At 63.8% G+C, this 15550-nt stretch carries 15 protein-coding genes; 7 read left to right on the forward strand and 8 right to left on the reverse strand.

Annotated features, from left to right (window positions below; genetic code table 11):
- Positions 1-3: 3 nt before the first annotated feature.
- The 6 genes from ACODS2_RS19845 to ACODS2_RS19870 form a co-directional block, all read right to left on the reverse strand.
- Positions 4-1344, reverse strand: a complete 1341-nt coding sequence (locus ACODS2_RS19845; RefSeq protein WP_298173609.1) for a S41 family peptidase — start codon at positions 1342-1344, stop codon at positions 4-6.
- 95 nt (positions 1345-1439) lie between these two features.
- Entirely contained in the window at positions 1440-2621 is a 1182-nt protein-coding gene (locus tag ACODS2_RS19850) for a murein hydrolase activator EnvC family protein (protein ID WP_489000441.1), read from the reverse strand.
- A gap of 31 nt (positions 2622-2652) precedes the next feature.
- Positions 2653-3078: a 23S rRNA (pseudouridine(1915)-N(3))-methyltransferase RlmH gene (locus ACODS2_RS19855; protein WP_489000325.1), complete on the reverse strand. Its 426-nt coding sequence runs from the start codon at positions 3076-3078 to the stop codon at positions 2653-2655.
- A 74-nt stretch (positions 3079-3152) separates the two neighbouring features.
- Positions 3153-3560 (reverse strand): ribosome silencing factor, encoded by a 408-nt coding sequence (gene rsfS, locus ACODS2_RS19860; RefSeq protein ID WP_489000326.1) that lies wholly within the window; start codon positions 3558-3560, stop codon positions 3153-3155.
- A 103-nt stretch (positions 3561-3663) separates the two neighbouring features.
- Positions 3664-4356, reverse strand: coding sequence for a nicotinate-nucleotide adenylyltransferase (locus ACODS2_RS19865; RefSeq protein ID WP_489000327.1), 693 nt, complete (start codon positions 4354-4356; stop codon positions 3664-3666).
- Positions 4320-5630: a glutamate-5-semialdehyde dehydrogenase gene (locus tag ACODS2_RS19870; RefSeq protein ID WP_489000328.1), complete on the reverse strand. Its 1311-nt coding sequence runs from the start codon at positions 5628-5630 to the stop codon at positions 4320-4322. The genes ACODS2_RS19865 and ACODS2_RS19870 overlap by 37 nt, the downstream gene beginning before the upstream one ends.
- Positions 5631-5984: 354 nt before the next feature.
- Here ACODS2_RS19870 and ACODS2_RS19875 point away from each other — a divergent pair, with 354 nt between their 5' ends.
- Both ACODS2_RS19875 and ACODS2_RS19880 read left to right on the forward strand, forming a co-directional pair.
- Positions 5985-7130, forward strand: coding sequence for a M23 family metallopeptidase (locus ACODS2_RS19875; protein WP_489000329.1), 1146 nt, complete (start codon positions 5985-5987; stop codon positions 7128-7130).
- Positions 7131-7134: 4 nt separating this feature from the next.
- On the forward strand, positions 7135-7491 hold the full coding sequence (locus ACODS2_RS19880; RefSeq protein ID WP_489000330.1) for a bactofilin family protein: 357 nt from the start codon (positions 7135-7137) through the stop codon (positions 7489-7491).
- Between the two features lie 77 nt (positions 7492-7568).
- Here ACODS2_RS19880 and ACODS2_RS19885 read toward each other — a convergent pair whose 3' ends face one another.
- A complete protein-coding gene (locus tag ACODS2_RS19885) occupies positions 7569-8249 on the reverse strand; it encodes a DUF1013 domain-containing protein (protein WP_421839898.1) in 681 nt (226 codons plus the stop codon).
- A gap of 162 nt (positions 8250-8411) precedes the next feature.
- Positions 8412-9416, reverse strand: coding sequence for an NAD(P)H-quinone oxidoreductase (locus ACODS2_RS19890; protein ID WP_489000331.1), 1005 nt, complete (start codon positions 9414-9416; stop codon positions 8412-8414).
- A 129-nt stretch (positions 9417-9545) separates the two neighbouring features.
- Between ACODS2_RS19890 and ACODS2_RS19895 the strand changes: the two genes are divergently transcribed.
- The 5 genes from ACODS2_RS19895 to ACODS2_RS19915 all read left to right on the forward strand — a co-directional run bounded on the left by ACODS2_RS19895 (position 9546) and on the right by ACODS2_RS19915 (position 15524).
- Positions 9546-9764 (forward strand): DUF1192 family protein, encoded by a 219-nt coding sequence (locus ACODS2_RS19895; protein ID WP_489000332.1) that lies wholly within the window; start codon positions 9546-9548, stop codon positions 9762-9764.
- 183 nt (positions 9765-9947) lie between these two features.
- The gene (gene clpA / locus ACODS2_RS19900) at positions 9948-12323 is read left to right on the forward strand and encodes an ATP-dependent Clp protease ATP-binding subunit ClpA (RefSeq protein ID WP_421836530.1); all 2376 of its coding nucleotides are present in this window, start codon (positions 9948-9950) and stop codon (positions 12321-12323) included.
- A gap of 94 nt (positions 12324-12417) precedes the next feature.
- Positions 12418-13422, forward strand: a complete 1005-nt coding sequence (locus tag ACODS2_RS19905) for a ligase-associated DNA damage response exonuclease (RefSeq protein WP_489000333.1) — start codon at positions 12418-12420, stop codon at positions 13420-13422.
- A gap of 30 nt (positions 13423-13452) precedes the next feature.
- Entirely contained in the window at positions 13453-15048 is a 1596-nt protein-coding gene (locus tag ACODS2_RS19910) for a cisplatin damage response ATP-dependent DNA ligase (protein ID WP_489000334.1), read from the forward strand.
- A 74-nt stretch (positions 15049-15122) separates the two neighbouring features.
- On the forward strand, positions 15123-15524 hold the full coding sequence (locus ACODS2_RS19915) for a group II truncated hemoglobin (RefSeq protein ID WP_489000335.1): 402 nt from the start codon (positions 15123-15125) through the stop codon (positions 15522-15524).
- Positions 15525-15550 lie beyond the last annotated feature (26 nt).

The raw sequence follows: 15550 nt of genomic DNA on the forward strand, positions 1-15550 counted from the left end.
GGATCACCGCTTGCGCGCAGCCAGCGTCTGCGGGGCAGTCCGCCCCAGCGTCTGCAGCGCATAGTAGAGCTGGAAGTCGTCTATGCCCTTGGCCTTGAGTTCTTCGGGCGTCATCTTGAAGCGCGGATCCTGAACCTTGTCGCGCTCGAGGTCCTTGTCATCCTTGATCTCGTTGATCAGGTGCCCGCGCAGATCGCTCTCGCGATAGAAGCGGAGCGCGCGCTTGCGCAGATCGGGATCGGATATCTGCGGCACTGCGATATCGGGATCGATACCGCCTTCCTGCACAGAGCGGCCAGACGGCGTGTAGTATCGCGCCGTGGTCAGCTTCAGTGCGGTATCGCGCGTGAGCGGCATCAGCGTTTGCACGCTGCCCTTGCCGAAACTGCGCTGACCCATGAGGACGGCGCGATGCTGATCCTGCAAGGCACCAGCGACGATTTCAGACGCAGAGGCAGAGCCTTCGTTGATCAGCACGACCATCGGAATGCCCTTGGCAATATCGCCCGGGGTCATTGATTCGGCATTGTAGGTCTCATTGTCGCGCGCATAGCGGCCGCGCTGCGAAACGATCACGCCGCGATCAAGGAACAGGTCGGAAAGCGCGACCGCCTGATCGAGCAGCCCACCCGGATTGCCGCGCAGGTCGAGCACCAGCCCGGTCACCCGTCCGTTGGTCTTGGCCTTGATCTGCTTGTACGCATCGAGCACTTCGCCGCCGACATTGGCACTGAAGCTTGAGACCGAGATCACGCCGACATTGCCCTCGACCTTGAAGTCGACCGGCTTCAGTTCGATGATCTGGCGCGTGATCTTGACCTCGATCGGCTCGTCACGACCAGTGCGGAACAAGGTCAGGCTAATGGAGGTACCCGGAGGCCCCCGCATCTGGTCGACCGCTTCGTCAAGCGTACCGCCGTAGATCAGTTTCCCGTTGATATGGGTGATATAGTCGCCCGCCTTGACACCAGCGGCATCGGCCGGGCTGCCCTTGGTGGGCGCGATCACCTTGACCGCGCCATCATCCATCGTGACCGAAAGCCCGAGGCCTCCGTAGGAACCATCGGTCTGGGTGCGCAGGTTCTCGAAATCGCGGGCATCGAGGTAGGAACTGTGCGGATCGAGTGCCGCCAGCATCCCGTTGATCGCGCCCTTGATCAGCTTGTCGTCATCTACAGGCTCGACGTAACTCGTCTTGATCCGCTCGTAGACCGCCATGAGCTTGCTGAACTCCGGCCCGGAGCGCGCGTCGACAGCGGCAAGCCCGGCAGTGGTCGCCGGAATGAGCGCGACGGCGCTGACAAGCGCAGCGGCACGCAGCAAGGGAACAAACTTGAACGCCATGATCGTCTTTCGGCAAAGAGTGCAGAGCCTTGGCCTGCTTCTATAGAGCCACGACGATTAACGCCAGATGGGCCGGCGCCATGCAGAAAGGGCAATCAGCGCTCGATCAGGGCTAGCGGATTGACCGGCGTTCCATCCTTGCGCAGTTCGATCGTCACTGTCGGCCGACCGGGCCCCGCGAGGCCTAGCGGCGATCCCTGCAGCACTTTGGCCGCAACGGCGACGTCCAGCCGCCCGAGGTTGGTGATGAGCGAAGTCCAGCCGCCCTCGTGGTCTATGATGACGATCCGTCCGAAGCCTCGGTAGTCGCCTGCAAAGGCCACCCGGCCAGCCGCAGGGGCGACGACCTGCGCACCCGCCGCAGGGGCAAGAGTCACGCCGATCGAACGCGTCGCGCCTGCCGCATCGCCAAAGCCGCTGACGATCCGGCCACTCACGGGCATGATCCAGGCAAGGCCACCAGCCACCGTGCGGGCAGGCGCGCGTTCGTCGACAACGAGCATCGAGCCGGGGCGGTCGGGGCGGGGAACCGGGCCGGGCAGGGCGGCGAGTTCATTGCGCAGGGTGCCGTCGGCGCGCAAGCGGTCCATCAGCGCCGCGATATCGCGGGTGTCTTCGGCAAGCGCCAACGCGCGATCTGCCTCGCGGCTAGCGATGCCTTGAGCGCTGCGCGAGGCGATGCGCTGTCGGCTCTCGACCGCGACGAGTTGCTGGCGTCTTGCGGTCAGCACTTCCTCGCTAGCCGTGAGGTTCGCGGCAGCCCGCCGCGCACGGTCCTGCAACTGGCGGCCGCGCACGATCTCTGAGCGCAGACCCGCCGTTCGGCGCTGGACCTCCGGTAGCATCGTTTCAAGGACGGCGCGGAGATAGACCGTCTCGCGCAAGGTGTCTGCGCGCATCAGACTGAACACGAGCGGCCTGCGCGACATGAGTTGCAATGCAGCGGTCAGCCGCACGACCGGCTCCTGCCGCGCAGCAATGCGCAGCCGCAGAGCCGCGCGCTGCCGGTCGATCTCGCGGACACTGGCCTTCGCAAGCGCAATCTCTGCTTCGGATTGCTGGATTCGGGCAGCAACCGCCGCAGCCTCGCTGGCCGTGCGATCGGCAGCAGCAATTGCGCGCCGGGCGGCTTCCTCGAGCATATCCCCGCGCTGACGGGCCTCGGCCAAGGCGCGGCTGGCGGCACGCAGCGCGTCGCCAGCCTGATCGGCGCTTTCATAGGGCGCATCCTGCGCGGCACTTTGCCACGCCGCGAGGCTGGCGAGCGCCAGAGTCATGGCAATGAAGGCCGCGCGTGACGTCATGGCCTCAGCCATCACGATGGTAGGGATGGCCGGAGAGAATACTCGTGGCCCGCCAGAGCTGCTCGGCGAGCATGGCCCGGGCAAGCATGTGCGGCCAAGTGGCGGCGCCAAACGCGAGCAAGAGGTCCGCTCCGCCCCTGAGCGCTGCATCGTGCCCATCCGCCGCGCCAATCAGGAAGCGCGCTTCGCGAACACCATCATCGCGCCAGCGGCCCAGTATCGCGGCAAACGCTGTGGATGCGAGCTGCTGGCCACGCTCGTCGAGAGCTACGGTTCGGATCGGCGTGGCGGCAGGAACGGGCAGCACACCACCGCGATCAGGCAGCTCGGTAACCTTGAAACCCCAGGGTATCCGGCGCGCATAGCGATCAACCAGCTCAGCCTCGGGCGAGCGACCAATCTTTCCGCGGGCAATCACGTGGAGCAGCATGATCTTGCCCTAGCGCAGATTGGCAGCGCAATGAATCCCCGCGCTGCCGCGCCTGTGGAGTGCAGCCCCAGATGTCAGGCCGCGCCCTGATCTCCGAAGGCCCACATCCGCTCAAGGTTGTAGAAGCTGCGTACTTCGGGCCGGAACAGGTGGACGACGATATCGCCGGCGTCGATCAAGACCCAGTCAGCGGCTGGAAGGCCTTCGATCCGGACATGGCCGAAGCCGCCCTGCTTGATCCGCTCCGCCAGCTTCTGCGCCATGGCAGCGACCTGACGAGTCGAGCGGCCCGAGGCGATCACCATGTAATCAGCGACCGAGCTTTTGCCTTCGAGCGGGATCGTGACGATTTCCTGCGCCTGGTCGTCATCGAGCGAACGCAAGACCAGTTCGAGGATCGTGCCCGGCGCAGCGGTCAGGGATCCCGAGGCAGAACTGGAGGCGATGCCGGCATCGACCGGCAATGGCTGTGGGCTTGTCATGAGTGTGTAGATGGTCTCCATGGCTTACGGTTCAATGTTCCTAGGTTGAAGTGGGTTGGCCGAAGCAGCTCGGCCAACAAAGCATTCGAGAGCAGATCGGCGCTCAACGCGCCCTCGCCCGGGCGGCTGTCACAATCGGCCGGTGGGTGAGCATGTCGCGTTGATGCACGAACGGGATGCGGCGATACCAGTCAGGATCTGCTGCACGGAGAGCCGTCGCAGATCGGGCATCGGGGTCAAAGTGCAAGATGACCAGCGCCGGGGCGCTCCGCTTCGCGCCGCTGAAATCCTGGCTGTGCCGCCGGCGCCAGCGGCGCAGCCATGCCATGGCGAGGCTCGTCATAGCGGCGCCATCATACCCCGGACGGGCAATAACAGCAATCGGCATCTCGCGGGCGATCCCGCGCCAGCCCCGCCAACGATGAAACTGCGCGAGATTATCGGTTCCCATCAGCCACACAAACTGCCGCTTGGGATAGCGGCGCTTGAGCAAACGAAGCGAATCGATGGTGTAGCGCGTTCCGAGTTCAGCCTCGATCGCCGTTACCCTGATCGGCGCCCCGCGAGCCGCCGCCCGAGCCGACGCGAACCGGGCCGAAAGCGGAGCCATGCCCGCAGCGGGTTTAAGGACGTTGCCGGGTGAAACGAGCCACCACACCTCGTCCAGCCCCAAGGCTTCGCGTGCGAAGAGGCTGATCCGCCGATGCCCGCCGTGCGCGGGATTGAAACTGCCGCCGAGCAGGCCGGTAAGCACGGGTTTCAGGGGCGGATCTGCCCGGAGCCGAGCACCAGCCATTTGTAGGTGGTCAATCCTTCGAGAGCGACCGGTCCGCGCGCATGCAGGCGCCCGGTGGCGATGCCGATCTCGGCACCCAATCCGAACTCGCCGCCGTCTGCGAATTGGCTCGACGCATTGTGGATCACGATGGCGCTGTCGACCTCCGACAGGAACCTGGCTGCGACATCCTCGTCGTCAGTCACGATGGCGTCGGTATGCCCGGAGGCATGGCGCGCGATATGTGCGAGCGCCCCATCCAGCCCGTCGACCACCGCGACCGAGAGCACCGCATCGAGGTATTCGGTGTCCCAATCCGCGGCATCCGCAGGCTTGATCCGGGGATCGATCGCGCAAGCCCGCGCATCACCGCGCAGCTCGCAGCCCGCTTCGAGCAGCGGCGCGACGAGACCGTGCGGATCGGAGAACTGGGCATCGACCAGCAGCGTTTCCATCGCCCCGCAGATGCCGGTGCGGCGCATCTTGGCGTTCAGCGCGATGTCTTTCGCCATGGCGGGATTCGCCGCGCGATCGATGAATGTGTGATTGATCCCATCGAGATGCGCGAGAACCGGGACGCGCGCATCTGCCTGGACTCTGGCCACAAGGCTCTTGCCGCCACGCGGAACGATCATGTCGATCAAGCCACCTGCAGCAAGCATCGCGCCGACAGCTGCGCGATCCTGGGTCGGCATCAATTGCACAACCTCGGTAGGAACACCGCCTTCAACGAGACCCTTAACCAGCGCGGTGTGAATTGCGCGATTCGACCGCGCCGCCTCGCTACCGCCCCTCAGCAATGCGGCGTTGCCCGACCGCACGCAAAGTGCGGCGGCATCGGCTGTCACGTTCGGACGGCTTTCATAGATGATCCCGATGAAGCCAATGGGCACGCGCACCCGGCGCAGGACAATGCCATTGGGCCGGCGACTTTCATCAATGATCTGACCAACCGGATCATCGAGCGCGGCGACCTGTTCGACGGCAGCTGCAATCCCTTCGATCCGCGCGGGATCAAGCCGCAAACGGTCCACCATCGCGGACGATAGCCCCGCTGCAACCCCATCGGCAACGTCGAGAGCGTTGGCATCCAGAATGGCCTGCTCAGCCTGCCGCAGCGCCGCAGCGCCAAGACGAAGTGCCTGCGCACGCTGCGCCGATGGCATGGTGGCCAGCACGCGCTGCGCCGCACGACCCGCACGGGCCAGCCTTTCGACAAGAGCCGAGGCATCGACCACGTCTCTGCTGCTGGCAGCGTGATCCACGGTGGCTTGGGGGGAAAAGAGCGCGTTCATTGCGCGCTCTTATCATCCCGAGGGAGTGCTGTCAGCCGGAATGGCTGAACCAGCCTGGATCTCGCCGAGTCGCTAACCCTTGTGGTTTACCTTCGCGGCTGGACGACCTGACAGCCGGTTGCATGGTGGCCCTTAGGACACCCGCAGCTCGACTCGTCGACGGAGTCGCACGGCTCATCCTGCTCGGTGCGATGTGGATTCGACCGGGTGGTCGGGGGCGACTAAGCGGCTCGCGCCCAAAAGACGGTCATGCAGAGCGTAGGGACGGGGGTCGCTATCTTACCAGTTACAACTCGGCCCAAGGCGGGACCGCCAGAGGATGGCGGTCGTCCGCCAACCCGCTGGCGAACGCTCGTGGAGCGGGTGCGCAGCTGGTTCCCCGACCGCGAATTCTTCATGCGCTCGAACGGACATGTTCGCTTCATCAGGGTTTCGGCGCAGTTGCAGATGCGCGTCGCAGGGGCCGTGGCCGGCGCTGTGCTGTTGTGGGCTCTGATGATGGGCTGGATGGTCATCAGCCAAGCCCTCGCGGTCTATAATCAAGCCTCGCTGCTGGAGCGGGAAGCTGCGGTCGCGACAGCAGAAAGCCGCGTCGCGAAGTATCGATCAGGCCTCGGCTCCGTCGCCAGCGATCTCGCCAAGCGCCAGGACTTCATCGAGAAGAACGTGCAGGGCGCGATCGGTCCGCTGCCGCAAACGCTGCCGTCCGGCACCGTTTCGGACAGCAGCGAGGAAGCCAGCAAGACCGTACGCAAGATCTCGATGATCCTGCCTGAGGCGACCGGGTTGGCCCAGGTCGAAGCGCGCCAGCTCGCGTTCATCGAAGCGCTGACGCGTTACGCCGACATCCGTTCCGCCCGCGCGGAGACCGCGATGCGCCGTCTTGGCCTGAACCCCAAGGTTGTGGCGGCTTCCGATCGCAGCGCGATGGGTGGTCCGCTGATTCCAATGGCCACCGGCCCTGGAAACAAGCTCGATCCGCGGTTTGCCCGATTTGGCGCGAGCCTCTCCCGCATGAGCGCGATGGAGCAGGCTCTGGTTCGCATTCCCAATACGCTTCCCGCCAGCCTCGACTATATCTCGAGCGGATTCGGCTACCGCATCGATCCCTTTACCGGAGGCGGCGCATTCCACGCCGGCCTTGATTTCCGCGGCCCCATCGGCGCGCCCATTCTGGCGGCAGCTGCTGGCACGGTCAGCTTCACCGGCGCAAAGCAAGGCTACGGCAACTGCGTGGAAATCAGCCACGGCAACGGCTTGTTGACGCGTTACGCCCATATGTCGCGCATCACGGCCCGCGCTGGCGAGGTGGTTGGCCCGGGCCGCGTTATCGGTGCAATCGGCAGCAGCGGCCGCTCGACCGGACCCCATTTGCATTTTGAAGTGCGGATAGCCGATCGTCCGGTGGACCCGCGACCCTTTCTGGAGGCGATGCCGCATGTTTTCCAAGAAGCCAACACAAGGGCCGGACATGGTCGCCCGGACAGCCGGGCAAGGTAACGCCGTGTCTGCGACCACTTTTTCGGTGCTTGGGGCCGATCTGGCCGTGAAGGGCGACATCACGGCCAGCGCCGAGCTGCATATCGAAGGGCACGTCGAGGGGGACATCACGTGCTCCGGCCTAGTCCAGGGCGAAGCGAGCTCGATCCACGGCGCGATTCGTGCGCAGACTGCGCGACTTGCCGGGACGGTTCGAGGGGGAATCGAGGTGGGCCAGCTTGTGGTGCTCAAGACCGCCCGCATTCACGGCGATGTGAGATATGATGTCCTGACGATCGAGCAGGGTGCCCACATTGATGGCATGCTCAGCCATGGACTTGAGCCCATGGCGAGCGACACGCCGTTGGATCTGGCCAACTAAAAGAAAAACCCCTCCCGGAAGGGGAGGGGTTTGAGTGCTGATGCACCTTCAACGCAACGTCGATTCAGGACCGGAAGTCAGCTGTCCGAGAGCCCCTCGGCGCGGCGCGCTTCGAGCCAGGCAGCCGCTTCGGCTTCCTGCGCGGCCTGCGAGGCCGCCTTGGCCTGAGCCTCACGCTCGGCGCGCAGTTCCTCGATCAAGGCCTCGCGATCATTGCCGAGGCGCAGGTTGTTGGCCGTGTCGTCTTCCTCGATCCCGGCGCGCTTGGCAGCCTTGGCAACCAGCGCGTCAAGCTCACGCTGCGAGCACAGACCCAAAGTTACGGGGTCCTTCGGGTTGATGTTCGAAATGTTCCAGTGGCTGCGGTCGCGGATCGCGGCAATGGTATTGCGCGTCGTACCGATCAGCTTGCCAATCTGCGCATCCGAGATTTCCGGATGGTGGCGCAAGATCCAGGCGATGCCATCGGGCTTGTCCTGCCGCTTCGAGACCGGCGTATAGCGCGGACCCTTGGTGCGGCTGACCGAAATCGGCGCCTTCTGCATGCGCAGCCGGTACTCGGAATTGGACTGCCCGCGCTCGATCTCGCTCTGGGTTAGTTCGCCCGAGTGAACCGGATCACGGCCGGTATACTTGGCACCGGCCAGATCGTCGGCCATCGCCTGCACTTCGAGGATGTGCAGGCCGCAGAACTCGGCAATCTGCTCGAAGGTCAGCGCGGTGTTGTCGACAAGCCACGATGCCGTGGCATGGGGCATCAGCGGAAAGGTTGACTGGTTGCTCAAGGGGAGCCCCTCCGGACAGCGGAAACAATAAGGGCCGCCCCTTGCGGAGCGGCCATCGTGCCCGCGATGTAGGCGACGGGGCTGCTTACGGCAAGCCTATTCCCATCGATTCGGCTGCGAAGATAGCCTTGCGCCCTATTGATCCGCCGCTAGCACAATCTTGCCGATGTGTGCGCCAGCTTCCATCCGCGTGTGCGCCGCCGCTGCCTCGCGCAACGGAAACGCCATGTCCATCACCGGCCTGAGCAAACCATCCGCGACAAGAGGCCAAACCGTCGTGTGAATCTCGTCCGCCAACAAACCTTTGAATTCATTTGATCGTGGCCGAAGGGTCGAACCCGTCAGGGTGATTCTCCGACGCATGACCTCGGCCATGTTGAGCTCTGCACGCACGCCGCCCTGCACCGCAATGGTCACATGCCGACCATCTTCGGCGAGGCACTTCAGATTGCGGGCAACATAGTCCCCCGCCACCATGTCGAGCACGAGATGAACGCCGGCACCATTGGTGATTCGCGAGACTTCCTCGACGAAATCGCAGGCTTTGTAGTCGATGGCATGGGCCGCACCGAGCGCGAGCGCCGCAGCACACTTGTCCGGGCCGCCGCAGGTCACGATGACTTCGAGACCGAACAGCTTGCCGAGCAGGATCGCCATGGTGCCGATCCCGCTGGTGCCGCCATGCACGAGCACGCGCTCGCCTTCTGTCGCCCAACCGCGTTCGAAAACGTTGTGCCAGACGGTAAACAGCGTTTCGGGCAATGCGGCTGCCTGATCAAGCGGCAGTCCCTCCGGCACGGGCAGGCACAAGGCCGCTTCAGCAAGGCAATACTCGGCATATCCGCCGCCCGCGACCAGAGCGCAGACCATCTGGCCGACAAACGGCGTCGTGACGCCAGCGCCTACGGCGACAATCTGCCCGGAAACTTCAAGGCCGGGAATCGGCGAAGCGCCTGGCGGGGGCGGATAAAAGCCCTGACGCTGGATCACGTCGGGTCGATTGACCCCGGCATAAGCAACCCGAAGGAGGACCTGCCCTGCACCCGGAACCGGGACTGGTAAAGTTTCCGGCCGCAACACATCGGGCGCGCCTGGAGAGGCAAAGCCCACGGCTGTCATAGTCGCTGGTACCGGCTTCATGCCATGCCCCCTGATCCGATGCGGCTGTCTGGTATTGGATTGCGCCGCCAATTGGTAAACAGTTCGCAGCGCCAAGTACCTACGGAGCCGGTTGACAGCAAGGCTCTAGCAGCCACAAAGTGCACGGCGATGGAACTTGACGAGCGCCCGCGCCCTAAAGGCGATCTGGCCAGCCAGCTGGCGCTGGAGTCGCTCGACAGTTTTTCGCATCACGAGCTCGACCAACGGATCGCCCTGCTTGAGGCGGAGATCGCCCGTGTCACCGCGCATCGTGACAAGGCGGCAGCGCATCGACGTGCTGCCGAAGCACTGTTTGGCACGCCTTCATCGCAAGGCAGTGGATCATGACTTGCGCCGCCCTTCACGTAAGCGGGCGGCATACCCATATTGTCATCAAGGCGGGCTTCGTGCCCGACCGGATGTCCCTTTTGCGCAGCTTCGGTTTAGCCCCGGTTAAGCGCAAGCATGTTCATCTCCCGCAAGGGATTCAGCAGAAATCGGCCACCCCACGGCCGACGAGAAAGAAGTGCCATGCCCAGTTTCGCGCAAAGCCTTGAGAAGACGCTGCATTCTGCGCTCAGCAATGCATCGGAGCGCAGCCATGAGTATGCGACTCTGGAGCATCTCCTGCTCGCACTGATCGACGACCCCGATGCCGCTCAGGTCATGCAGGCCTGCGGTGTCGATCTGGGAGATCTTGGTGAAGTAGTTCGCCAGTACCTCGATCAGGAGTATCAATCCCTCAAGACGCAGGACAAGGCTGATCCGCAGCCGACTGCTGGGTTCCAGCGCGTGATCCAGCGCGCCATCCTGCATGTCCAGTCGTCGGGCAAGGATACGGTCACCGGGGCCAATGTGCTGGTGGCGCTGTTCTCCGAACGCGATTCCTACGCGGTCTACTTCCTTCAGCAGCAGGACATGAGCCGGCTCGATGCAGTGAGCTTCATCAGCCACGGCATCGGCAAGGGCGGCCGCCAGGTCGAAAGCCGCAGTCCCAAGGGCAGCGAGGAAGCCCAGCCTCAGCAGGAAGAAAAGGCAGACGCCAAGAGCGGCGCAAAGAAGGATTCAGCGCTCGATCAGTTCACCGTCAATCTCAATGAGAAGGCGCTGAATGGCAAGGTTGATCCGTTGATCGGCCGCGGCCCCGAGGTCGATCGCACGATCCAGATCCTGTGCCGCCGCTCGAAGAACAACCCGCTCTACGTGGGCGATCCCGGCGTGGGCAAGACCGCGATCGCGGAAGGCCTCGCGCGCAAGATCGTCGAAGGCGATGTGCCGGAAGTCCTTAGCGAGGCCGTGATCTACTCGCTCGACATGGGCGCTCTTCTCGCTGGCACGCGCTATCGCGGCGATTTCGAAGAGCGGTTGAAGCAGGTCGTTTCCGAGCTCGAAAAGATGCCGCATGCGATCCTGTTCATCGACGAAATCCACACGGTGATCGGTGCCGGCGCGACCAGCGGCGGTGCGATGGATGCCTCCAACCTCCTGAAGCCTGCGCTTTCAGGCGGTACGATCCGCTGCATCGGCTCGACCACCTACAAGGAATTCCGCAATCACTTCGAGAAGGACCGCGCATTGCTGCGCCGGTTCCAGAAGATCGACGTGAATGAGCCGACCATCGAGGACACGATCAAGATCCTCAAGGGCCTGCGCAGTGCGTTCGAGGAACACCACAAGGTTCGCTATACGCCCGATGCGATCAAGACCGCAGTCGAGCTTTCGGCGCGCTACATCAACGACCGCAAGCTGCCGGACAAGGCGATCGACGTGATCGACGAAGTCGGCGCGATGCAGATGCTGGTGCCACCTTCGAAGCGCAAGAAAGTGATCACCGCGCGTGAGATCGAACAGGTCATCGCGACCATGGCACGCATCCCGCCCAAATCGGTCTCGAGCGATGACAAGAAGGTGCTTGAGCATCTCGACCGAGACCTCAAGCGGCTGGTGTTCGGCCAGGACAAGGCGATCGAAGTTCTGTCGTCGGCGATGAAGCTCAGCCGCGCGGGTCTGCGCGATCCGGACAAGCCGATCGGTTCGTTCCTGTTCTCGGGCCCCACCGGCGTCGGCAAGACCGAAGTGGCGCGCAGCCTTGCCCAGATCATGGGCATCCCGCTGCAGCGCTTCGACATGTCCGAATACATGGAACGCCATTCGGTCAGCCGCCTGATCGGCGCGCCTCCGGGCTACGTCGGCTTCGATCAGGGCGGACTGCTCACCGATGCGATCGACCAGCAGCCGCACTGCGTCCTGTTGCTCGACGAAATCGAGAAAGCGCATCCGGACCTGTTCAACATCCTGCTGCAGGTTATGGATAACGGCAGGCTTACCGATCACCACGGCAAGACGGTCGATTTCCGCAATGTCGTGCTGATCATGACGACCAACGCTGGTGCCAGCGACATGGCACGGCAGGGGATCGGCTTCGGCGACGTGTCCAAGGCGGATGCGGGCGATGAGGCGGTGAAGAAGATGTTCACCCCAGAATTCCGCAACCGTCTCGATGCGATTGTCCCGTTTGCCTATCTGCCGCCGGAAGTCGTCAGCCGCGTGGTCGACAAGTTCATCCTCCAGCTTGAACTGCAGCTGGCGGAGCAGAATGTGCACATCCAGTTCGACAGTGACGCGCGCGCCTGGCTCGCCAAGCAGGGCTATGACCGGCTCTATGGTGCGCGTCCGATGGGCCGCGTCATCCAGGAGAAGGTCAAAAAGCCGCTCGCGGAAGAGCTGCTGTTCGGCAAGCTGGCCAATGGCGGCGAAGTCCATGTCAGCCTCAAGGAAGAGGAGGGCAAGCCGACGGTGCTCTCGTTCGAGCTGACCCCCGCCGCGCCGAAGCTCGTCAAGAAGAAGGCGCGCAAAGGCAAGGGCGGTTCGGCCACGGCCGAGGAGCCGAATACCGACGAAGCCTGACGCAGGCACGCGTTGACACAAAGGGGCGGAGCCTTCGGGTCTCCGCCCTTTTTGTCTCTGGCAACCCTGACGCAATCACGGCATTCGTGATGCCATGGCTGGTTGTTTCACGTGGATCAAAGCGGAGCCGTGTGGCATCCGCATCGTTCCGGCAGATGCCTGGATCGATCCGGCACGCCCCGCACCGCGCGCGCTCGTGACGCATGGCCACGCAGACCATGCGCGGGGCGGCCATGGCCAAACCGTGGCGACATCCGAGACCCTTGCCATCATGGCCGTTCGCTATGGCGTAACGGATGGGGCTGTGGCTGCACGCTATCACGAGCCGATTGCGATCGGCGGAGGCGTAACCGCAACCTTTCTGCCAGCCGGCCATGTGCTGGGCTCGGCGCAGATCCTCCTGGAGCATGCGGGCGAACGAGTTATCGTAACGGGGGACTACAAGCGTAGCCCGGATCCGACATGCCCGCCGTTTGCCGTCACTCCCTGCGACCTCTTCATCACCGAGGCCACCTTCGGCCTGCCGGTCTTTCGCCACCCGCCAATCGGTGGCGAAATTGCCAAGCTGCTCGGCGCGCGTGAGGCAAACCCGGACCGCTGCATGCTGGTGGGTGCCTATGCGCTCGGGAAGGCGCAGCGGATCATTGCGGAATTGCGAGCAGCCGGGTGGCAGGAACCGATCTATCTCCACGGCGCCATGGAGGCGATGTGCCGCCTGTATGAGTCTCTGGGAGTTCCGCTCGGAGACCTGCGATCGGTTGCAGGCGTGCCCAAGGCCGCTCTGAATGGGGCCATTGTTATTTGTCCTCCTTCGGCGCTTAACGACCGTTGGAGCCGGCGGTTACCCGATCCGCTAACCGCCATGGCGAGCGGATGGATGCGTGTGCGTCAGCGCGTTCGCCAGCGCGGGGTAGAACTGCCACTCGTGATCTCGGATCACGCCGATTGGAGTGAACTTACCTCAACCATTGCAGACGTGAATCCGGGCGAGACATGGATCACGCATGGCCGCGAAGATGCGCTCCTGCGCTGGTGCGAACTGCAGCAGCGCAACGCCCGTGCGCTCGCCTTGACGGGTTACGAGGACGAAGATGATTGAGTCCCCCGACTCCGGAAGCAGCTGGCGCTGATGCAGCGGTTTGCAACCCTCCTCGACAGCCTGCTGCTCACACCCTCGCGCAACGGGAAACTCGAGCTTATTGCCGAGTATCTTCGTGAGACGCCCGATCCGGATCGCGGCTGGGCGCTCGCCGCCCTGACCGGCGCGGTCGATTTTTCCGCGATCAAGGCCGGAACGGTGCGGGGTCTGATGGCCAGCCGCATCGATCCAGTCTTGTGGACGCTTTCACGTGATTTCGTTGGCGATACTGCCGAAACCGCAAGCCTGCTGTGGCCGGAACCGGAACCTATCCCGCTCGAACCGCCACCAACACTTGGCAAGGTGGTTGCCGCTCTTTCCCAAACCACGCGCGCGAGTGCGCCGCTTGTTCTGGCGAACCTGCTGGACCGGCTTGATACACCCGGGCGCTACGCCCTGATCAAGTTTGCCACCGGTGCGCTGCGCATCGGCATCTCCGCCCGCTTGGCCAAAGTCGCATTCGCGCAGGCTTTCGCCGTGCCGGTCGATGCAGTCGAAGAGTACTGGCACGGTCAGGAGCCGCCCTACTCACACCTCTTCGCATGGGCCGCTGGAACAGCACCACCGCCGCGCACCGATTTGCTGCCGCTTTTCCGTCCGTTCATGCTTGCCCATCCGCTGGAAGACGAGACGATCAGCCTTGCGGAATACGTGGCTGAATGGAAATGGGACGGTATCCGGGTTCAACTGGTCCATGTAGGCGGTGAGACAAGGGTCTATTCGCGCGGCGGGGACGAGATTTCGGCGAGCTTTCCCGAGATCGCAGGCGCCTTGCCCATCCCGGCCGTTCTCGATGGCGAACTGCTCGTCCGCGGCTCGGCGCAAGGGGGAGAGGCAGGTGGCGCGGCCAGCTTCAACGCGCTGCAGCAGCGGCTCGGTCGCAAGTCCGTCTCGAAGGCGATGCTTGCGGAAGCGCCAGCCTTTGTCCGGCTCTATGACCTTCTGATCCTGAATGGCGAAGACCTGCGCGAGCAACCCTGGTCGCAGCGCCGCGCCCGGTTGGAAGCGCTCATACCTCAGCTTGATCCGGTGCGTTTCGACTTGTCCCAGACCATTGACGCAACGGACATGGACGCGCTTGCCGAGATCCGCGCCGGTGCCCGCGATGCGGCCATCGAAGGCGTCATGCTCAAGCACCGCCAATCACCCTATGTGGCAGGGCGACGGGCCGGGCTGTGGTACAAGTGGAAGCGTGAGCCTCTGCTGATCGATTGCGTCCTGATGTATGCGCAGCGCGGTTCGGGGAAACGCTCCTCGTTCTACTCCGATTTCACCTTTGGCTGCTGGAATGGCGATCCGGATGCGGGGGCGGAATTGCTGCCTGTGGGCAAGGCCTACTTCGGCTTCACCGACGAGGAACTCCGGTTCCTCGATCGCCACGTCCGGCAGCACACGGTCGCGAAGTATGGACCGGTCCGGGAGACCGATCGCAGCCTGGTGTTCGAGGTGGCGTTCGATTCGGTCCATCTAAGCAAGCGGCACAAGTCGGGGCTGGCGATGCGATTCCCCCGCATCCATCGCATCCGACAGGACAAACCCGCAAACGAAGCCGATCACCTGGAGACACTGCGCGCACTGGTCACTTGATCTTGATCAAGGCGGGTTGCCTGGGCGGCTGGCAGGCACAGGCTTGCCGCACTGTCGCTTTGGAGTGAGCATTCTTGGCCACAACGACCGAACCCCCCGCTGCCAGCCCCTATGATCGCATCGGAGGCTTGGCGGCTCTGCGCCGGATCACCGACCGCTTTTACGATCTGATGGAGACCGACCCGGCATTTGCCGCGCTGAGAACCGTGCATGCGCCGGATCTTGCTCCCATGCGCGAATCGCTGCCGCTCTTCCTTGCCGGCTGGAGCGGCGGCCCACGAACATGGTGGGAGGCCAATCCGGGCAAATGCATGGTGAGCATGCACGCGCCGTTCGGAATCAATCGGGAGCTCGCCGGACAATGGGCCGATGCGATGCGCCGTGCTATTGCCGATATCGCACCCGACGATACCGCCATCGCCGATGCTCTGGCGGACGTGCTGGACCGGATGGCGCGGGGCATGGCCAAGGCTTGATTGGCGAGGATCAAGCAAACGGCTAA

This window comes from Novosphingobium sp. FG137 (assembly GCF_057809735.1).